General features: G+C 43.9%; 17 protein-coding genes. 16 read left to right on the top strand and 1 reads right to left on the bottom strand.

What is annotated here, in order from left to right; translation table 11 throughout:
- Positions 1-6: 6 nt before the first annotated feature.
- The 14 genes from rsmH to lpxC all read left to right on the top strand — a co-directional run bounded on the left by rsmH (position 7) and on the right by lpxC (position 16,559).
- The gene (rsmH, locus tag Q4591_RS03270) at positions 7-948 is read left to right on the top strand and encodes a 16S rRNA (cytosine(1402)-N(4))-methyltransferase RsmH (protein ID WP_102440209.1); all 942 of its coding nucleotides are present in this window, start codon (positions 7-9) and stop codon (positions 946-948) included.
- Positions 949-962: 14 nt separating this feature from the next.
- The gene (ftsL, locus tag Q4591_RS03265) at positions 963-1,277 is read left to right on the top strand and encodes a cell division protein FtsL (protein WP_102440210.1); all 315 of its coding nucleotides are present in this window, start codon (positions 963-965) and stop codon (positions 1,275-1,277) included.
- 10 nt (positions 1,278-1,287) lie between these two features.
- Positions 1,288-3,024 (top strand): penicillin-binding protein 2, encoded by a 1,737-nt coding sequence (locus tag Q4591_RS03260; protein ID WP_102440211.1) that lies wholly within the window; start codon positions 1,288-1,290, stop codon positions 3,022-3,024.
- On the top strand, positions 3,021-4,556 hold the full coding sequence (murE, locus tag Q4591_RS03255; protein ID WP_102476551.1) for a UDP-N-acetylmuramoyl-L-alanyl-D-glutamate--2,6-diaminopimelate ligase: 1,536 nt from the start codon (positions 3,021-3,023) through the stop codon (positions 4,554-4,556). The genes Q4591_RS03260 and murE overlap by 4 nt, the downstream gene beginning before the upstream one ends.
- The gene (gene murF / locus Q4591_RS03250) at positions 4,553-5,926 is read left to right on the top strand and encodes a UDP-N-acetylmuramoyl-tripeptide--D-alanyl-D-alanine ligase (RefSeq protein WP_303459360.1); all 1,374 of its coding nucleotides are present in this window, start codon (positions 4,553-4,555) and stop codon (positions 5,924-5,926) included. Before murE ends, murF begins: the two co-directional genes overlap by 4 nt.
- Complete coding sequence (gene mraY / locus Q4591_RS03245; protein ID WP_102440214.1) at positions 5,927-7,009, top strand: phospho-N-acetylmuramoyl-pentapeptide-transferase; 1,083 nt, start codon at positions 5,927-5,929, stop codon at positions 7,007-7,009.
- Between the two features lie 6 nt (positions 7,010-7,015).
- The gene (gene murD, locus Q4591_RS03240) at positions 7,016-8,341 is read left to right on the top strand and encodes a UDP-N-acetylmuramoyl-L-alanine--D-glutamate ligase (protein WP_102440215.1); all 1,326 of its coding nucleotides are present in this window, start codon (positions 7,016-7,018) and stop codon (positions 8,339-8,341) included.
- Positions 8,328-9,542, top strand: a complete 1,215-nt coding sequence (gene ftsW, locus Q4591_RS03235) for a cell division protein FtsW (protein WP_102440216.1) — start codon at positions 8,328-8,330, stop codon at positions 9,540-9,542. The genes murD and ftsW overlap by 14 nt, the downstream gene beginning before the upstream one ends.
- An 8-nt stretch (positions 9,543-9,550) precedes the next feature.
- Positions 9,551-10,639 carry an undecaprenyldiphospho-muramoylpentapeptide beta-N-acetylglucosaminyltransferase gene (gene murG, locus Q4591_RS03230; protein ID WP_102440225.1) on the top strand — a complete coding sequence of 363 codons (1,089 nt, stop codon included), beginning with the start codon at positions 9,551-9,553 and terminating at the stop codon, positions 10,637-10,639.
- A 1-nt stretch (position 10,640) separates the two neighbouring features.
- Positions 10,641-12,107: a UDP-N-acetylmuramate--L-alanine ligase gene (gene murC / locus Q4591_RS03225; RefSeq protein ID WP_102440217.1), complete on the top strand. Its 1,467-nt coding sequence runs from the start codon at positions 10,641-10,643 to the stop codon at positions 12,105-12,107.
- 152 nt (positions 12,108-12,259) lie between these two features.
- Complete coding sequence (locus Q4591_RS03220; RefSeq protein WP_076538400.1) at positions 12,260-12,988, top strand: cell division protein FtsQ/DivIB; 729 nt, start codon at positions 12,260-12,262, stop codon at positions 12,986-12,988.
- Positions 12,988-14,223 carry a cell division protein FtsA gene (gene ftsA, locus Q4591_RS03215; RefSeq protein ID WP_076537973.1) on the top strand — a complete coding sequence of 412 codons (1,236 nt, stop codon included), beginning with the start codon at positions 12,988-12,990 and terminating at the stop codon, positions 14,221-14,223. Before Q4591_RS03220 ends, ftsA begins: the two co-directional genes overlap by 1 nt.
- A 26-nt stretch (positions 14,224-14,249) precedes the next feature.
- Positions 14,250-15,428, top strand: coding sequence for a cell division protein FtsZ (gene ftsZ, locus Q4591_RS03210; protein ID WP_102440219.1), 1,179 nt, complete (start codon positions 14,250-14,252; stop codon positions 15,426-15,428).
- Between the two features lie 210 nt (positions 15,429-15,638).
- Entirely contained in the window at positions 15,639-16,559 is a 921-nt protein-coding gene (gene lpxC / locus Q4591_RS03205) for a UDP-3-O-acyl-N-acetylglucosamine deacetylase (RefSeq protein ID WP_076537968.1), read from the top strand.
- 5 nt (positions 16,560-16,564) lie between these two features.
- On the opposite strand, the gene Q4591_RS03200 is transcribed toward lpxC, so the two are convergent.
- The gene (locus Q4591_RS03200; protein WP_076537966.1) at positions 16,565-17,017 is read right to left on the bottom strand and encodes a DUF721 domain-containing protein; all 453 of its coding nucleotides are present in this window, start codon (positions 17,015-17,017) and stop codon (positions 16,565-16,567) included.
- Positions 17,018-17,044: 27 nt separating this feature from the next.
- On the opposite strand from Q4591_RS03200, the gene Q4591_RS03195 reads away from it, so the two are divergent.
- Positions 17,045-17,944: a M23 family metallopeptidase gene (locus Q4591_RS03195; protein ID WP_102440220.1), complete on the top strand. Its 900-nt coding sequence runs from the start codon at positions 17,045-17,047 to the stop codon at positions 17,942-17,944.
- A gap of 58 nt (positions 17,945-18,002) precedes the next feature.
- Positions 18,003-20,723: a preprotein translocase subunit SecA gene (gene secA, locus Q4591_RS03190; RefSeq protein WP_102440221.1), complete on the top strand. Its 2,721-nt coding sequence runs from the start codon at positions 18,003-18,005 to the stop codon at positions 20,721-20,723.
- Positions 20,724-20,971 lie beyond the last annotated feature (248 nt).

Below are 20,971 nucleotides of genomic sequence, written 5' to 3'. Positions count from 1 at the left end.
AGTCTGATGAGCCAAGAATTTGCCCATTTATCTGTACTGCTACAAGAAACCGTTGATGGTTTAAATATCCAAGCGGATGGCATCTATATTGATGGCACCTTTGGTCGTGGTGGTCATTCAAGGCATGTGCTGAGTCAGCTCGGTGAAAACGGCCGCTTGATTGCCATCGATAGAGATCCGCAAGCCATTGAAGCGGCTAAACAGTTCGCCGATGATCCTCGCTTTCAAATTGTGCATGGTGGCTTTGGTCAGTTGGCCGAATACGTTACTGAGTTAGGTTTGAAAGGCAAAATCAATGGCGTGTTATTGGATTTAGGTGTGTCTTCACCGCAATTAGATGATGCTGAGCGTGGTTTTAGTTTTTTACGTGATGGTCCATTGGATATGCGTATGGATAACAGCCAGGGTCAAACGGCCGCTCAGTGGTTAGCGAGAGCTGAAATTGAAGATATGGCTTGGGTATTTAAAACCTATGGCGAAGAGAAAAACTCGCGTCACATCGCTCGCTGTATTGCTGCTGATCGAGATGAAAAACCCTTTTTAAGAACCAAAGATTTAGCTGACCTTATTGCCCGAATTACTAAAAATAAAGAGCGTAATAAGCATCCTGCAACGCGGGTGTTCCAGGCGATTAGAATTTATATCAATAGTGAATTAGAGCAAATTGATCAAGCCCTTGAAGGTGCTGTGTCGGTACTGGCCCCAGAAGGGCGTTTATCGGTGATCAGTTTCCATTCATTAGAAGATCGTATGGTGAAGCGCTTTATTCGTCGCCATAGCCAAGGTGAAAGCGTACCTCATGGCTTGCCCATCACTGAAGCTGAAATTAATAAATCTAAAAAGTTAAAAGCCATTGGTAAGGCGATGAAGCCTTCTGATGTCGAAATTGAACAAAACCCACGAGCAAGAAGCTCGGTGTTGCGCGTTGCGCAGCGACTTGATTATTAATTACTGAGGTTATATTGGCACCGTCATCAATCAATTTATCCCGCATTGTGTTAGCCGATATTTGGCAGCACAAGTGGATATTATTGCTGACGCTAATTGTAGTCGGCAATGCGATGAGTGTGGTGTATACCAGCTATGCGACCCGAAAACAGACCTCGCAATTAGATCAGCTATTACAAGAACGTGATCGTTTAGATATTGAATGGCGCAACTTGTTGCTGGAAGAGCAATCTAAGTCAGAACACAGTCGAGTGACAAGGATCGCCACCAAAGATTTAAAAATGGTGCGACCACTACCTAAAGAAGAAGTGGTTATAAGGCTGCAATGAGAAAGGAATAATGAGCAGACAAGCTAAACGTAAATTAAACCCTGAACTGATCCCATGGCGACTATTCGTTGTGGTGGGTTTTGTGCTGCTGCTGTTTACTGCGTTAATTGCCCGTGCCGCCTATATTCAAATTATTGAGCCTGAAAAACTACGTCACGAAAGTGACATGCGCACCTTACGCACCACCAGTAATCAAGTACAGCGCGGCCTAATCACCGACAGAAATGGTGAAATGCTGGCAGTGAGTGTGCCAGTACGAGCTGTGTGGGCTGATCCTAAAATTTCCCACGATAAAGATGCATTTAAAGATATGCGCCGCTGGAAAGCGCTGGCAGATATTTTACATGAGCCAGTTGATGAGATTGTGAGTAAGGTGCAGCGCGACCCTAAAAGGCGCTTTATTTACCTTAAGCGTCAAGTGACCCCTGCGGTAGCGGAATACATCAAGCAACTGAAAATTGCTGGCATCTATTTAAAGTCTGAATCACGCCGCTATTATCCCGCAGGTGAAACTGCCGCCCAGCTAGTGGGTTTAACTAATATTGATGATGTAGGCATTGAAGGCATCGAAAGTGCTTACGATAGCTGGCTTACTGGTACCCCTTCAAAACAAAAAGTCCGTAAATCCCGCGATGGTAAAGTAGTACAGCGTTTAGATATGGTGGAAGAAGGCGAGAGCTCAAATGATTTAGTCTTGAGTATCGATCAACGCATTCAGCAGCTAGCTTATCGCGAATTAAAACGCGCCACAGAAATAAACCAAGCCACTTCAGGCTCAGTGGTGGTACTTGATGTACACACCGGCGAAGTACTGGCGATGGTGAATACACCGTCATATAACCCCAATTCTCGAGAAAACTTACAATCTCACCGCATGCGCAACCGCGCCTTAACCGATACTTTTGAGCCGGGCTCCACTGTAAAACCTTTTGTGGTCGCAGCTGCGCTGCAAGCGGGCACTGTTGAACGTGATGATATGATTAACACCTCACCAGGCTGGATGCGTGTCGGTGGCCGTCAAGTGCGTGATACGGTTAATTACGGCAATATGACCTTAGATAAAATCTTGGTTAAGTCTAGTAACGTGGGGATCAGTAAAGTCTCTTTATCGATGCCCGTGCAAGAATTATTGGGGACTTACCAGTCAATGGGCTTGGGTAATTATTCAGGAATTAACTTAGCAGGTGAAAGCGCCGGCCTTATCCATGATCGTCGTCGTTGGTCTGACTTTGAACGCGCGACCTTATCTTATGGCTATGGTTTAACGGCCACCCCACTGCAATTAGCCAGAATGTATGCCACTTTAGGTAGCGGCGGTGTCTTGTATCCAGTATCAATTTTAAAGCTAAAACAAGCACCTAAAGGTGAACAAGTTATTTCACAGCAAGTCGCCCAAGATGTCATGGAAATGATGCTAGGGGTAACTGAACGTGGCGGCACCGCCACCAAAGCCCATATTGATGGTTATCCTATTGCGGGTAAAACGGGTACTAGTCGTAAGTCTGTCGCCGGTGGTTACGGTGATGATTATGTCGCACTGTTTGCCGGGGTTGCGCCAGTGCATAATCCCCGTTTAGCTATTTCTATTGTGGTTAATGAACCCAAAGGCGACCGTTATCACGGTGGCGATGTGGCAGGCCCCGTATTTGCAAAAATTATGTCTGGTGCGTTACAGATGCTGAATGTAGAACCATTAAATGAACAAGAAAAAGTTAAATTGGCCGCCATTGCTAAGAGGGCTGAATAATGCTGCTTAGTGATTTATTAGCACCCTGGTTTCATTATGCTGGCGTTGAGTCAGTGGATACGCTGAGCCTTGATAGCCGCCAAGTATCCCAAGGTGGTTTATTTGTCGCCTTGCCAGGCCACAAGGTTGATGGCCGTAAATTTATCAGTAAAGCCATTGAAAGTGGTGCAGTGGGGGCGTTAATTCATACCGATAACCCTGATGAACATGGTCAAGTTGAATACCAAGATAATGGCGCGGTGCTGATATCGTTTTTTCAATTAACTCGGCAGCTTTCGGCTGTTGCAGCGCAGTTGTATCCGGTTAATCATTCACCAATGGCGATTATTGGGGTTACGGGAACTAATGGTAAAACTTCTGTTAGCCAGCTTATTGCGCAATTGGTATCACTTAAACAGCAAAAAGCTGCAGTCATGGGTACATTGGGCAATGGTGTTTGGGGTCAATTAATCGATAGTGGCAATACCACTGCTGATGCCATTACTTTGATCCGTCAATTACACCAATTTCAAGCCGAACGGGTCAATGTGTGCGCCATTGAAGTCTCCAGTCATGGCTTAGTGCAAGGCCGAGTGGAAGCCGTGCCTTTTGATACTGCTATTTTTACTAATTTAAGTCGTGATCACCTTGATTACCATGGTGATATGGATGCTTATGGCGCAGCTAAAAAGCGTCTGTTCACCTTTTCCTGCGTCAAAAATGGTTTGATTAATCTTGATGATGGTGTTGGTCAGCAATGGTTCGATGAGCTAACAACAGATTCCATCTATGGCTTTAGCATTAGCGCCAATAAAACGGCGCAATTTTATACTGACAATATGCAGTTCAATGATGCTGGTGTGCAGTGTGATTTTGTTTACCCACACCTGGATAATCACAGCGGCCAAAAAACGACTTTAGCACTACGCGGACGCATTGTTTCGCCTTTATTGGGTGACTTTAACTTAGCAAACCTTGTGGCAGCCCTAAGTGGCTTGTATTTGCAAGGTTATGACATGCAAGAGTTACTTGAATTAGTGCCACTATTAACGCCCGTTGCTGGTCGCATGGAGCGCTTTAATCAGCCAAAGGGGCCCACCTTGGTAGTTGATTATGCCCATACTCCGGATGCTATCGAACAAGCGTTAAAAGCGCTGCGGATTCATTGTAAAGGCAAGCTTTGGTGTGTCTTTGGTTGTGGCGGTGATAGAGATAAAGGCAAGCGGCCTTTAATGGCCCAAGCGGCCGAGCAGTTTGCGGATACTGTGATGGTCACCAGTGACAATGCTCGTAGTGAAGATCCTGCGGCCATTATTGAGGATGTATTAGCGGGTTTGGCATTTCCTGAGCGTGCACTCACACAAGTTGATCGCATTAAGGCAATTAACACCGTGGCTTCACTGGCTCAAACAGGCGATATTGTGTTGCTTGCAGGTAAAGGCCATGAAACCTATCAAGAGGCCAATGGCATCAGAACTGAATATGATGAAAGAGCACTGGCTATCGAACTCACTCAGCCAACGTCTAACATGGCATTAAAGGAGCGCTTATGATTGCCCTGATGCTTTCACAGCTGGCGCAAACCCTTAGTGGCAAGCTCGTGGGCGATGACATTTGTATTGATGATGTCAGCAGTGATAGCCGAGCGATGCAAGCCAATACCTTATTTGTGGCGTTAAAAGGCTTACGTTTTGATGGCCATAGCTTTGCAAAAACCGCCATTGATAATGGCGCTAAAGCCTTATTGGTTGAACGTCAGCTTGAGCTTGATATTCCGCAAATTATAGTGGCAAATAGCCAAATAGCCATGGGCGAAATCGGCGGGTTAGTGCGCGCTAAAGTAAACCCTAAAGCCATCGCTTTGACGGGCTCAAATGGCAAAACTACAGTAAAAGAAATGGTGGCAGCTATTTTAAGCCAGCATCATAGCGTGCTTTATACCGCGGGTAATTTTAATAATGAAATCGGGGTACCGTTAACCTTATTGCGATTAACCCAAGAGCATGAATATGGCGTTTTTGAACTGGGCGCCAATCATCAAGGCGAGATTAACTATACTTCATCTTTGGTGATGCCTCAGGTGGCGCTGGTAAATAATATCGGCCATGCACACCTGGAAGGTTTTGGTTCAATTGAAGGCGTGGCTCACGCCAAGTCGGAAATCTTTAACCACCTCAGCGCAGATGGCACCGCCATTATCAATGCCGATGATGACTTTGCTGAGTTTATGGCGCAAAAATCAGCCGCATTTAAGCAGCTACGTTTTTCTAAAGTAGCCACCACAGATGCAGATATTAAAGCATTAGCGCTTAAAGCTGATGCAAGTGGTTGTTATGCCTTTAATTTAGAAGTTTCTGGTCAGTCCCATTTTGTGCAGCTTCCTTTAGCAGGAGAGCATCAGGTCAGTAATGCTTTAGCTGCCAGCGCCATTTGTACTGCATTAGGCGTCGCCCTCAAAGATATTATTAACGGGCTTTCAAGCCTAACGCCAGTAAAAGGGCGAATGGTGCCGCACAAGCTGGGGCGTATTTTACTGGTTGATGATAGTTACAATGCCAACCCAACATCAGTGGACGCTGCGATTAACTGGTTAAAACAAACTCGAGGTTTTCGATGTTTAGTGCTGGGAGATTTGGGTGAATTGGGCGACAATAGCGCCCTTTTGCATGCCGAGGTCGGCCAACAAGCCAAATCAGCGGGTATTGATGCCTTGTTTTGTTGCGGACAGCTAAGCGCTGAAACCAGCAAAGTCTTTGGTTCTGAACACTTTAGTGATTCAAAATCCGTCGCGCAGGCAATGATTAAAAAAGTAAATCAGTTATCGGGTGAGGTAACTATTTTAGTTAAAGGTTCACGAAGCGCAGCAATGGAAACTGTAGTCGAAGTGTTGTTGGATGCCAATGGGCGTGGGGAGTTTGTGTAGATGCTGGCTTATTTAGCTGAGTATTTAACCCAATTTTATAGCGGGTTTAATGTTTTTTCATATGTAACGTTTAGAGCGATCTTAGGTTTGATGACAGGGCTTATTTTTAGCTTGTGGTTTGGTCCTAAATTGATTGAACGTTTGCAGTTATTACAAATTGGCCAAGTGGTCAGAAATGACGGCCCAGAGTCACATTTTAGTAAGCGTGGCACCCCTACAATGGGTGGTTTGCTGATCTTGGCAGGCATATTTGTCAGTGTTTTATTATGGGGTGATTTATCAAATCGATATGTCATCGTCATGCTATTTGTATTAGGTACTTTTGGCGCGATTGGTTTCTTAGATGATTATTTGAAAGTGGTAAAAAAAGACTCTAAAGGTCTGATTGCTCGCTGGAAATATGCATCGCAATCCATAGCGGCATTAGCGGTAGCCATCTATTTATATAGCTCGGCAACGCTGCCGGGTGAAACCCAGCTAGTGGTGCCATTTTTAAAAGATGTGATGCCGCAACTTGGACTGCTTTATATTGTCCTTGCGTACTTCACCATAGTGGGTGCCAGTAACGCGGTTAACTTAACCGATGGTCTTGATGGTTTAGCTATCATGCCAACTGTTATGGTAGCAGCTGCATTTGCATTGATTGCCTATTTATCAGGTCATGCACAGTTTGCGAGTTATTTACATATTCCACACTTGCCGGATGCTGGTGAACTAGTGATTGTATGTACCGCGATAGTCGGGGCTGGTTTAGGGTTTTTATGGTTTAACACCTACCCAGCGCAAGTGTTTATGGGTGATGTAGGCTCATTAGCATTAGGTGCAGGATTGGGCGCCATTGCAGTGTTAGTCCGCCAAGAAGTGTTATTGGTGATTATGGGCGGCGTTTTTGTGATGGAAACGGTGTCGGTGATTTTACAGGTGGGTTCATATAAATTGCGCGGTCAGCGGATTTTTAGAATGGCACCTATTCACCACCATTACGAATTAAAAGGTTGGCCGGAGCCAAGAGTGATTGTGCGCTTTTGGATTATTTCACTATTCCTAGTCATGCTAGGGCTGGCAACGCTTAAGTTAAGGTAGTTAGCAATGCAAACATGCTATTCACACATCGTATTGGGATTAGGCGCAACAGGTATTTCTGTTGTGCGCTACTTAATGTCCCAAGGTATTACCCCACTGGTGATGGATAGCCGCAGAACGCCGCCTGGAAGCGATACTCTGGCAGCAGAGTTCCCTGAGGTTGAACTAATTACTGGTGGCTTTATGTGCCGCTCTTTAGTGCAGGCGCAGCAAATTATTGTCAGTCCAGGCATCGCTATTGATACGCCGGAAATTCGCGCGGCGATGGACATGGGTATTGAAGTGATTGGCGATGTGGAGCTGTTTGCCCGTGCGGTTGCTGAAAAGTCACCTTGCGTGGTAGCGATTACTGGCTCAAACGGTAAAACCACTGTGACTACCTTGGTTTACGACATATTAAAAGCAGCCGGTAAAAAGGTCGCTGTTGGCGGCAATATTGGTATTCCAGTATTAGATTTACTGGCAACCGATGCGGATATTTTTGTATTGGAGCTATCTAGCTTTCAGCTGGAAACCACTTTTAGCTTAAATTGTGTGGCGGCAACCTGCCTTAATATTAGTGAAGATCATATGGATAGATATCATGATCTGCATGCTTATAGAGAAGCTAAGTTACGCTTATATCCACAAAGCCGCTTTGTGATGTTTAACCGTGATGACCCACTGACATTTCCTGATGAGCCAACAAACCAAAATACCTTTGGTTTAGGTGTACCTGAAGGCGATGCTTGGGGGATTGCTGATGGCAAGATTTTCCACGGTGAAAGTGAAATCATGAATCTGCATGAGGTCAGTTTAATCGGCAGTCATAATCACGCCAATTTACTTGCTGCTATGGCACTAACCGATGCTTGCGGTATTGATAAAAAGTTTATGACCGAGGTTGCCAGCAACTTTAAAGGTCTTGAACATCGTTGTGAAATGGCGGGTATTAAGCAAGGCGTTACCTATATAAATGACTCTAAGGCGACTAATGTTGGTGCAACTGTAGCGGCATTAAATGGCTTAAGTGATCATTTAGGTGACTTAGTACTGATTGCTGGTGGAGACGGTAAAGGCTCAGACTTTAAAGAGCTGAGGGAGTCGCTCAATAACGTCACTCAATTAATTACCTTTGGTAAAGATGGTGCAAAAATCGCAGCTTTAAAGGCTGATAGTATTCAGGTCAGCGATCTTGCTGCAGCGGTCAATAAAGCCGTAGAAATAACGTTCTCAGGCGATATCGTATTGTTGTCACCAGCTTGTGCGAGTACTGATATGTACAAAAACTTTATGGAACGCGGCAATGACTTTAAGCAATTAGTGGAGCAAATTGCCGATGGCGAAGGCTGAGCAGCAACTTAGCTTATTCCAACAAGTCCTCAAGCGGCCGTGGCCTAATATCTTGTCTGAGAGTGGGCCTAGTGAGCAGCTATATGACCGCAGTTTATTGGTTGCGGTAATGGGCTTGATTGCATTTGGTTTTGTGATGGTGATGTCTGCCTCAATGCCAGAAGCGCAAAAACTGACAGATAACCCATTTCATTTTATTTATCGTCATGTGGCGTATTTAATGGGTTGTGGCGTGATTGCTTACGCTGTGCTCAATATAGAAATGAAAACCTGGGAACGCTATAGCGCGTATTTGGTGCTGGCTGTGTTACTGATGCTGGTTGCAGTCTTGATTGTCGGAACCACAGTTAATGGCGCGACGCGCTGGTTAAGTGTTGGACCGGTGCGAATTCAAGTGGCTGAAATCGCAAAGTTTGTGTTTATTGTTTACATGGCGGGATATTTAGTCCGTCGTCATGGTGAATTAAGGGAGAACAGTAGGGGTTTTATTAAGCCTATTATCGTATTTACCTTATTCGCAGTATTGATTTTAGCGCAACCAGATTTAGGTACCGTAGTGGTATTGTTCGTCTGCACTGTAAGTCTGTTATTTCTTGCTGGTGCACGGATTTTAGACTTTTTAGTGTTGATGTTTTTTGGTATTGGCTCGTTTATCTTTTTGGTGATTTTTGAGCCTTACCGGATGCGGCGGGTAACCTCATTTATGGACCCGTGGGAAGACCCATTTGGTAGCGGATATCAGTTGACTCAGTCATTAATGGCTTATGGCCGTGGTGACTTATTCGGTCAAGGTTTAGGTAATAGTATTCAAAAATTATCTTACCTGCCTGAAGCGCATACCGACTTTATCTTTGCCGTGATTGGTGAAGAGTTAGGCTTCGTAGGTATTGTTTGTGTATTAACAGTATTGTTTTTTGTGGCATTTAGAGCCATTCGATTGGGCAATTTATGTTTGAGTATTCAACGCCCGTTTGAAAGTTATTTAGCCTACGGTATTGGTATTTGGATTTGTTTCCAAACAGTGGTTAACGTTGGCGCCAGTATCGGTATGTTACCGACTAAAGGCTTGACGTTACCTTTTATTAGTTATGGTGGCAGTAGTTTGTGGGTGATGACAGCGGCAGCGATGTTATTGATCCGCATCGACCATGAACGGCGAATAAGTTTGATTCAAGCGGTGCAAGGGAGAGTAAAAAAATGAGCCCTAATATGACCAACGCACCGAAATTATTGGTAATGGCGGGCGGTACAGGTGGACATGTGTTCCCTGCATTAGCGGTAGCTAAAGCGTTAGCAGATAAAGGTTGGCAAGTTCGTTGGTTAGGGACGGCCGACAGAATGGAGGCAAGGTTAGTGCCTCAGCATGGGTTTGATATTGAGTTTATCGATATTAAAGGGGTGCGTGGCAATGGCATTATTCGAAAATTAGCCGCGCCTTTTAAAATTTTACGTTCAATCATTCAGGCAAAAGCCTTTATTAATGAATATAAGCCCGATGTTATTTTAGGCATGGGTGGCTTTGCCAGTGGCCCTGGCGGGGTTGCGGCTAAATTATCAGGCATTCCACTGGTGCTGCATGAGCAAAATGCCATCCCAGGAATGACCAACAAGTTGTTATCTAAGATTGCCAGCAAAGTATTGTGTGCATTTCCCAATACATTTTTGCCCGCAGTTAAAGCGGAGGTGGTCGGCAACCCTATTCGTCAAGAGTTGCTTGAGTTAGGACAAAGCGCCAAATTTGCTGAAGATGAAGCCTTAAAAGTATTAGTGGTGGGCGGCAGTTTAGGCGCCAAAATTTTTAACGATGTTATGCCAGCTGTTGTGGCGCATATTAGCCTGCATCATTCGGTGACCGTTTGGCATCAGGTGGGCAAAGGCAATGAAGCGAAAGTAAAAGCGCTTTATCAAGATAAAGGTCAAGCTGCTAGCGTCAATGTAGCTGAGTTTATTGATGATATGGAAGCGGCTTATCGCTGGGCAGATGTGGTTGTTTGCCGTTCTGGTGCATTAACCGTATCAGAGCTGGCAGCCGTAGGACGCGGCAGTATCTTGGTGCCTTATCCACATGCTGTGGATGATCACCAAACTAAAAATGCTTCAGTATTAGTTGAAGCGGGAGCGGCATTTTTATTACCGCAAACCATATTAAATGCAGATAATTTAGCTGAGAAGTTAACCCTCTTTGCTGAAAACCGACAAGTTGTTTCACAGATGGCACATCAAGCCAGAAGTGTTGCTGTATTAGATGCAACCCAACGAGTCGCGAGTATTTGTGCTGAATTAGCACGAAAGGATTGACATGACCAAGACAGAAAAGTACGCCCAATTACGCACCATGATCCCAGAAATGCGACGGATTAAGAAAATCCATTTCGTCGGTATTGGCGGTGCTGGTATGGGTGGAATTGCAGAAGTATTAGTGAATGAAGGCTACCACATCAGTGGATCTGACATCGCTGAAAACACAGTGACACAAAGGTTAGCCAGTTTAGGCGCTAAGATTATTATTGGCCATCAGGCGCAAAGCGTGGTTGATGTGGATGTGGTGGTCGTGTCAACGGCTATTAACAACGAGAACCCAGAAATCATTGAAGCGAAGCAGCGCCGCATTCCTATAGTGCGCCGTGCTGAAATGCTTGCTGAGTTAATGCGTTATCGCCATGGTGTAGCCATTGCAGGCACGCACGGTAAAACCACTACAACTAGCTTAATTGCCAGTGTTTATGGCCAAGCTGAGCGCGATCCGACATTTGTGATTGGCGGCTTATTAAATAGTGCTGGTACTAATGCGCGTTTAGGCACTAGTCGTTATTTGATTGCAGAAGCCGATGAAAGTGATGCCAGCTTTCTGCATTTGCAGCCAATGGTGAGTGTGGTTACCAATATTGAAGCTGATCATATGGATACCTATGGCGGCGATTTTGAAAAATTGAAAACAACCTTTGTCGACTTTTTACATAACCTGCCTTTTTATGGTGTTGCGGTGATGTGTATTGATGATGAAGTGATCCAAGAGATTATGCCAAGAGTTGGCCGTCAGGTTGTGACTTACGGTTTCAGTGAGCAAGCAGATGTACAGGCGCTTAACTTTAAGCAAGTTGGTCATCAAAGCCAATTTAGCGTGCGCCGTAAAAACCGTGATGATTTAGATATCGTGTTAAATCTACCTGGCGAACACAATGTACTTAATGCGCTTGCTGCTATTGCAGTGGCATCAGAAGATGAAATAGATGATGAAGCGATTGTAACAGCCCTTGCTGACTTTGAAGGCATTGGGAGACGTTTTCAGCATCTTGGCGAGTTTGATACCGCTAATGGCAAGGTGATGCTAGTTGATGATTACGGTCATCACCCAAGTGAAGTATTGGCAACGATTAAAGCCGCTAGAGCAGGTTGGCCAGATAAGCGTTTAGTGATGGCCTATCAGCCTCATCGTTACAGCCGTACTCGCGACTTATATGATGACTTTATCGAGGTGCTGTCACAGGTAGATGGACTGCTATTACTGGATGTCTATGCCGCTGGCGAAAGTGTCATTCCTGGTGCAGATGGACGCGCTTTATGTCGCTCTATCCGTTTAAGAGGTCAAGTGGAACCGATATTTGTGGCTTCACCTGAGCTATTAACCGATGTATTGCCTGACGTATTGCAAGAGGGTGATTTATTGCTAACCCAAGGTGCAGGTAATATCGGCGCTTTGTCCAAATTGCTAGCTACAACCAATTTAGGTTTTGATAATTTAAACAATGCTAAAAGTGGTGAGTAATTTTTGCACTATAAATGATTGTAAAATAGATACTTTATTACAATCGGTATGCTAGATATAATGGTGAATTGGCCAATGAAAGTGACATTGTACATTGTGGAGTTACAGTAACCGTGGCGTGGAGTGATAAAGCCCGTCAGTTACGAAGCCATTTGAGTGAAATCAACTGGTACTTGTATACCGGGTTATTGTTTTTGCTCATGGTGTTAATGACCATTGTCTGGGCCAGTTTAAAGTTAAATACGCTGCTTAATGATGCAGATGCCTTGCCCATTGAGGCCGTAGCAATTCACGGCGAGCGTTTATATACCAGTGACGCAGATATTCAAGCGGCGCTACAGGCCTTGATGCAGAGCAGCTTTTTTAGTGCCGATGTGGTTGAAGTGCAGCACGCTTTAGAGGCTTTACCTTGGGTATATCGCGCCTCAGTCAGACGCGAATGGCCAGCTAAGTTGAAAGTGAACTTGCAAGAGCAACAAGCGGTAGCGCATTGGAATGGCAATGATTGGCTTAATGTGGACGGTGAAGCGTTTAAAGCCCAGGCCCATCCCATGATTAATGCCTTGCCTATGTTGTCAGGTCCTGAGGATATGTCAGCTGAAGTGTTAACTAGCTATCAGCAATTAGCAGATTTATTAAGTATTAATGGCTTTACCTTAGCAAGTTTAAGTTTAAGCCCACGCCATGCTTGGCATGCAACATTAGATAACGGCATTCTTCTTGAATTAGGTCGAGAAGATAAGATGTCGAGAATACAAAGATTTATAAATGTTTACCCTGAAATAATACAAAATAAAAAGCCAATAGCGACAATTGATTTGCGCTATGACACAGGTGTCGCAGTTGGCTGGGATGATACTAAAACAGAGAGTCGACATTAATGACCAAGAATCAGGAAAGAAATCTTATCGTAGGCTTAGATATCGGTACATCTAAGGTCGCAGTTATTATTGGCGAAGTACTGCCAGATGGCGAGATAAGCGTGGTTGGTTTAGGTAATCACCCTTCTCGTGGTATGGACAAGGGCGGCGTAAATGATCTGGATTCGATTGTAAGAAGTGTACAACGTGCATTAGACCAAGCTGAATTGATGGCCGATTGCCAAGTATCATCAGTGTATTTAAGTATTTCAGGTAAACATATCGCCTGCCAAAACGAAAACGGCATGGTGTCAATTAATGACGAAGAAGTTACCCAAGAAGATGTGGACAATGTCATCCATACAGCTCGTTCGGTGAAAATCCCGACAGAGCGAAGAATTTTGCATGTGTTACCACAGGAATACTCAATTGACGTTCAAGACGGGATAAAAAGCCCAATTGGTATGTCGGGTATGCGAATGGAAGCCAAAGCGCACATCGTTACTTGTGCTAACGACATGGCGAAAAATATCACTAAGAGCGTTGAGCGCTGCGGCCTAACTGTTGATGACTTGGTGTTTGCAGGTATTGCATCAGCTGACTCAGTGCTGACCAATGATGAAAAAGATTTAGGCGTGTGTATTGTTGATATCGGTGGTGGCACCACAGATATTGCGGTTTATACCAACGGTGCACTAAGGCATTGCGCAGTGATATCAGTCGCAGGCAATCAAGTCAGTAGTGACATAGCTAAAATATTTAGAACACCGCTGACCCATGCAGAGCAAATCAAAGTACAGTTTGCCAGCGCCAGAAGCGCTATGGTTAGTCGCGAAGATAGCATTGAAGTCCCCTCAGTTGGTGGCAGACCTTCTCGCAGTATGTCACGTCATACGTTAGCAGAGGTTGTCGAGCCAAGGTATCAAGAGCTATTTGAATTAGTGCTTAAAGAATTAACTGACAGTGGTTTAGAAGATCAAATTGCTGCAGGGATCGTGTTAACAGGCGGTACATCAATGATTACCGGCGCGGTGGATATTGCTGAAGCAACATTTGGCATGCCAGTAAGGGTTGCATCACCGCTACCAGTTAAAGGATTAAATGAATATGTAGATCAACCTATTTACGCTACAGGAATAGGTTTGCTTCATTACGGCGCCAGACGCGTAATCGAACGTCAGTTCGAACGTCCTGAACGTCAAGGGGTTACCAGTCTTTTGAATCGGGTCAAAAGCTGGTTTAAGGGTGAATTTTAATAACGCAGACAAACGGAGATCAGACTATGTTTGAGATCATGGACACTCATAACGACGAAGCGGTGATTAAAGTCATCGGCGTCGGTGGTGGCGGCGGTAACGCAGTCGAACATATGGTAAAGCACAGCATCGAAGGTGTTGAATTTATCGTAACTAACACGGATGCTCAGGCATTACGTAAGTCAGGTGCTGGTTCAACTATTCAATTGGGGCGTGATGTCACCAAAGGTTTAGGTGCTGGAGCAAACCCTGATGTTGGTCGTCAAGCGGCAGAAGAAGATAAAGAAAACATTCGTGCAGCAATCAAAGGATCTGACATGATCTTTATTGCCGCAGGTATGGGCGGTGGTACCGGTACTGGTGCAGCCCCTGTTGTGGCTGAAATTGCCCGTGAAGAAGGCATTTTAACCGTTGCTGTAGTCACAAAGCCTTTTCCATTTGAAGGCAAAAAACGCATGTTATTTGCTGAGCAAGGTATTGCAGAGCTGGCAAAGCATGTTGATTCATTGATTACTATACCTAACGAAAAGTTATTGAAAGTATTGGGCCGTGGTACATCATTATTAGATGCATTTGCTGCAGCTAATAACGTATTGCTAGGCGCAGTGCAGGGTATTGCTGAGTTAATTACTCGTCCTGGTTTAATCAACGTGGATTTCGCCGACGTTAAAACGGTTATGTCTGAAATGGGTAATGCCATGATGGGTACAGGCGTTGCAACTGGTGATGATCGCGCTGAAGAAGCGGCAGAAGCTGCTGTGGCTAGTCCATTACTAGAAGATATTGATCTTGCTGGCGCTCGTGGCGTATTGGTGAATATCACCGCTGGTTTAGATATCAGTATTGAAGAGCTAGAAACAGTGGGTAACCACGTTAAAGCTTATGCATCTGATAACGCAACAGTAGTAGTCGGTGCAGTAATTGATCCTGAAATGAGCGAAGAGCTACGCGTAACTGTAGTTGCTACAGGTATCGGCGCAGAGAAAAAGCCTGATATTCAATTAGTGACAAAACCAGTTTCACGCCCAGAGCCTGCACCAATTGAAGTTAAAGCTGAGCCAGTTGAAGAGCAAGTTGCGGCAACAAATTATGTTGCACCAACAGGTAATGCTGTTCCTGCTCAGCAACCAGTAGCACAGCCAACAGCTCGCGCAGATGGTGACTATTTAGATATCCCAGCATTTTTACGTAAACAAGCTGATTAATTACAGTTTGGTAGTAAATTTAGAATGTTGAATGCATAAGATGTTGATAAAATGTTGCTTGTGTAAGTAGAGGCGTATTAAAAACCACTAAATGGTACTTTTTTTGTGGAAAGGCAATTTTATGGTAGTATACCGCCTCAGCTTGCTGGGTAAACTCAGTATATATAGCGCATGAATGTTTATTTTAAAGTGATTAAAACGGGTAACTGAATGATTTTTCAAAGAACTGTTCAAAAGATGGTGAAGAGTACTGGTGTCGGGCTTCATTCCGGCAACAAGGTCACTCTGTGCATTATGCCCGCACCTGTCAATACTGGTATCGTACTTCGTCGTACAGATTTAAGCCCTGCAGTGGAAATTCCTGCTAAGGCTCATCTTGTGCGTGAAACAACTATGTGTACGGCATTAGTTAATGATGAAGGTGTTCGCATTTCAACTATCGAACATTTATTTGCAGCACTTGCAGGCCTTGGCATTGATAACGCAGTTATTGAAGTTGATGCTCCTGAAATCCCGATTATGGATGGCAGTGCAAGTCCGTTTGTTTTTTTACTGCAAAGTGCAGGTATTAAAGAGCAAGCAGTCGCTAAAAAATATATCAAAATCAATAAAACTGTGCGTGTTGAAGACGGCGATAAATGGGCTGAGTTAAAGCCATTTAAAGGCTTTAGAGTGGATTTTAAAATCGACTTTAATCACCCAGAAATCTCTCGTAGTCAACAGCATATGGTTATGGATTTTTCAACATCTGCATTTGTGAAAGATATCAGCCGTGCAAGAACATTTGGTTTTATGCGAGATATTGAATATCTTCGAGCCAATAACTTAGCACTGGGTGGCAGCATGGAAAATGCCGTCGTGCTTGATGAATATCGTGTCCTTAACCCTGATGGTCTGCGTTATGAGGACGAATTTGTTAAGCACAAAATTCTTGATGCTTTTGGTGATTTATATGTCGCAGGGCATGCTATTGTTGGTGAGTTCTGTGCGTATAAAACGGGTCATGCTTTAAATAACCAATTGGTTAGAGCGTTATTAGCCCAACAAGAAGCGTGGGAGTTAGTCAGCTTTGAAAATGAAGTCGATGTACCGTTAAGCTTTATGGTACCCGGCGCAGCGTCTTTCGCATAATATAGTTAAGATTGCCTATTACGGCTGGCCAATGCAGCCAGCCGTTTTAGTTTTTCACCTAGTGACCCTTCAACATGATCAGCCAACGTTTGTAAATGTTCTGCCGCGACAGGGCTAATAGTTGCGTAATTAGTTGAGGTTTTGCTTGGTGATATTGCTAACCCTGGGTTAACTTTAACCTCTATAGCGGTAAGCATTGGAAGGGTTTCTTCCTTAAGTTGTTGCAGTAATTTGGTCTTTTGGAAGTTTATTCTAGCAGCCCAAGCAGCCGATGTAGTTTCAATTACAAGAACACCCTGCCGAAGATTAGCGACTTTAAGCTGTTCAACAACAGGACCTGTTAAACTCTGCTTTACGTAATTATTAAGTTGATTTAATAGTTCTGCTTTTTCAGCCAATGCCGGTAATTGTCCAGATTGATGTAGTAAGCTACTGAGATCTTGCGGGGGCTTTTTCATATGATAATAAGATGGCTGAGTTAGGCTATGAGTGTAACAGTTTTTATCCAAGGTCGAAACGGAGTAACTCGCTGGCATCCTAGCAAGCGTTGGTTACTTCTACCTATCCTATTAGTTGTAGCGGGAACCGGCATCTATCAACAAAGTGCCGATCGTTTTGCTGAGCAACAAACCAAAGTTGATGAAAATAAAAAGTTGCGCGAGCAACAAAAGCAGCAAGTCATTAGCCTCAAACAAGCAACAGAAACCCAATTAGCCACATTGGTGACTCATGTCGCCTCTATGCAAGCAAAAATTACCCGCCTCGAAGCCCTCGGTCAGCAAGTTGCTGAAAATAATTTACTCGAAGATCAATTCGACTTTGCCACAGAAGTGGGTGTCGGAGGATTGAGTGAAATAGGCACAGGCGTGGAAATAAACCAACTGTTAAATGATATGACCCAGTTGGTATCAAGAATTGATAATAATAATGTTCAGCTGTCTCTACTTGAAACAGTGTCAACTAATCTCCATATAGATGAAGAACGTTATATATCAGGGCGGCCAATCGTAAAAGGTTGGTTATCTTCGCCCTACGGTTTACGGAATGACCCTTTTAATGGTCGTAGAACAATGCATAAAGGTATTGATTTTGCGGGCACTGAAGGCGGCGATGTTATTGCAACTGCTGCAGGTGTAGTAACGTGGTCTGGAAATATGCTTGGATATGGTGGGTTAGTCGAAATTGATCATGGAAATGGTCTTCGAACCCGCTATGGACACAACAAATCTATGTCAGTAAACCTAGGTGACGTCGTTGCCAAAGGCGATAAAATTGCCAGTATGGGAAGCACAGGCCGTTCAACTGGTCCCCACGTGCATTACGAAGTTTTGCGAAACGGACAGCAAATAGATCCAAGAAAGTTCGTCTATCGCAAAGCGAGTTAATAACATTTTCGGTTAAGTCGCTCATTTGAGCTCAACCTACAAGAGATAAGTGATTAAGATGTTAGGCAAATTACTGACAAAAGTATTCGGCAGTCGTAACGACCGTACCTTGAAAGGTTTAGGTAAAGTTGTAACTAAAATTAATGCATTAGAAGCTGAATATGAAAAGCTGACAGATGAACAACTAAAAGCAAAAACAGACGAGTTCCGTCAGCGTATTGAAAATGGTGAAACCTTAGATGCGCTTATGGCAGAAGTATTTGCCACAGTGCGTGAAGCATCTAAACGTGTTTTCGAAATGCGCCACTTCGATGTGCAATTACTCGGTGGTATGGTACTTGATAGTAACCGCATCGCTGAGATGAGAACCGGTGAAGGTAAAACCTTAACCGCAACTCTGCCAGCATATTTAAATGGTATTACCGGTAAAGGCGTCCACGTCATTACCGTGAATGATTACCTTGCACGTCGTGATGCGGAAAATAACCGTCCATTATTTGAATTCCTAGGGCTTAGCGTTGGTATTAACGTGGCAGGCCTTGGTCAAGCAGAAAAGAAAGAAGCGTATAACTCTGATATTACCTACGGGACTAACAACGAGTTTGGTTTCGATTACCTGCGTGACAACATGGCGTTCTCTCCTCAAGAGCGAGTTCAACGTCCGCTGCATTACGCACTGATTGATGAAGTTGATTCAATCTTAATTGATGAAGCGCGTACACCATTGATTATCTCTGGTGCAGCAGAAAATAGCTCTGAGCTATATATCAAAGTAAACACCCTTATTCCTAACCTTATCGTTCAAGAGAAAGAAGATACAGAAGATGAGATTGGTGAAGGTGATTTCAGTATCGATGAAAAAGCCAAACAAGTTCATTTTACAGAGCGTGGCCAAGAAAAAGTTGAATTACTGTTAGTTGAGCTAGGTGTGCTCAATGAAGGTGATTCACTGTATTCAGCAGCTAACATCTCATTACTGCATCACGTAAATGCAGCATTAAGAGCGCATACCTTATTTGAACGTGATGTTGATTACATTGTTCAAGACGGTGAAGTGATTATTGTTGATGAACATACTGGCCGTACCATGCCAGGTCGTCGCTGGTCAGAAGGTTTACATCAAGCTGTTGAAGCAAAAGAAGCAGTCAACATTCAAAATGAAAACCAAACATTAGCGTCAATCACATTCCAGAACTACTTCCGTCAATATGAGAAGCTAGCAGGGATGACAGGTACAGCTGACACTGAAGCATTCGAGTTCCAACATATTTATGGACTTGATACCGTCGTGGTACCAACTAATAAGCCAATGGTACGTAATGATATGCCTGATTTGGTTTATCTTACAGCAACAGAAAAATACAATGCCATCATTGAAGACATTAAAGGTTGTCGCGAACGTGGTCAGCCTGTGCTTGTGGGTACGGTATCAATCGAGCAATCAGAATTATTAGCGACCTTATTAAAGCAAGCTAAGATCCCACATTCAGTATTGAACGCCAAGTTCCATGAAAAAGAAGCAGACATTGTTGCTCAAGCAGGTAGCGCTGGAGTAGTGACTATCGCAACTAACATGGCCGGTCGTGGTACCGATATCGTGTTAGGTGGCAACTGGAAAGTTGAAGTTGATGCATTAAAGGATCCAACTGAAGATCAAATCGCTCGCATTAAAGCAGAATGGCAAGTTCGTCATGATGCAGTTATTGCTTCGGGTGGTTTACACATTTTAGGCACCGAGCGTCACGAGTCACGTCGTATCGATAATCAGCTTCGTGGTCGTGCAGGCCGTCAAGGTGATGCGGGTTCATCGCGCTTTTATCTTTCAATGGAAGATAGCTTAATGCGTATCTTCGCATCTGAAAAAGTATCTGGCATGATGAAAAAACTGGGTATGGAAGAAGGCGAAGCCATCGAACATCCTTGGGTATCTCGTGCAATTGAAAATGCGCAACGTAAAGTAGAAGCGCGTAACTTCGATATTCGTAAGCAATTACTTGAATATGATGATGTCGCTAACGATCAACGCCAAGTTGTTTATTCTCAGCGCAATGAGTTAATGGACGCAGAAAGCATTGAAGACACCATTTCAAATATTGAACAAGATGTCGTTAGTGGTGTGATTGATCAATATATTCCACAGCAGTCTGTAGAAGAATTGTGGGACGTACCAGGTCTAGAGCAGCGTCTTGCCCAAGAGTTTGGTCTTCAACTAACCATTCAACAATGGTTAGATACAGAAGATGACCTTCACGAAGAAACTTTACGTGAGCGTATTGTATCAAGCTGGAGCGAAGCATATAAAGCTAAAGAGCAGATGGTTGGTGAGCAAGTGCTACGTCAGTTCGAAAAAGCAGTCATGCTACAAACATTAGATGGTCTGTGGAAAGAGCATTTAGCAGCAATGGATCACTTGCGCCAAGGTATTCATTTACGTGGTTACGCACAAAAGAATCCAAAGCAAGAGTATAAACGTGAATCATTTGAGTTATTCCAACAAATGTTGGAGTCACTAAAACACGATGTCATCAGTGTACTCTCTAAGGTACAGGTTCAAGCACAATCAGATGTTGATGATATGGAGCAGCGTCGTCGTGACGAAGAAGCCAAGATCCAACGTGAATACCAGCATGCAGCATCAGAATCGCTAACAGAGAATAAAGAAGCTGAAGCAGCAACGCCAAGAACTGTGATTAGAGACGGTGAGAAAGTTGGCCGTAATGACCCTTGTCCATGTGGCTCAGGTAAGAAGTACAAGCAGTGTCACGGTAAACTGACCTAAAACACCGCAATATTTAATAATTTAAAAGGCAGCTATTTTTAGCTGCCTTTTTTGTACCTAATATATAGTATAAAAAACAGTCGTCTCAAGTGTTTTTGTGGATAATACTGGGGGTAAAATCTGGGTAACGTGTGATTAATAAAAAAGATCGCAAATAATGCGAAAAACTTTTAAAAAGCCCTTGCACCAATTCAGAATCTGCCTATAATGCGCATCCACTGACACGGCAAACCACGCACTAGCATGGG

The organism is Shewanella sp. 3_MG-2023 (assembly GCF_030548765.1).
GTDB lineage: Bacteria > Pseudomonadota > Gammaproteobacteria > Enterobacterales > Shewanellaceae > Shewanella.
Note: the sequence above shows the minus strand (reverse complement) of the source record. Positions and strands in the feature narration are given on the sequence as shown.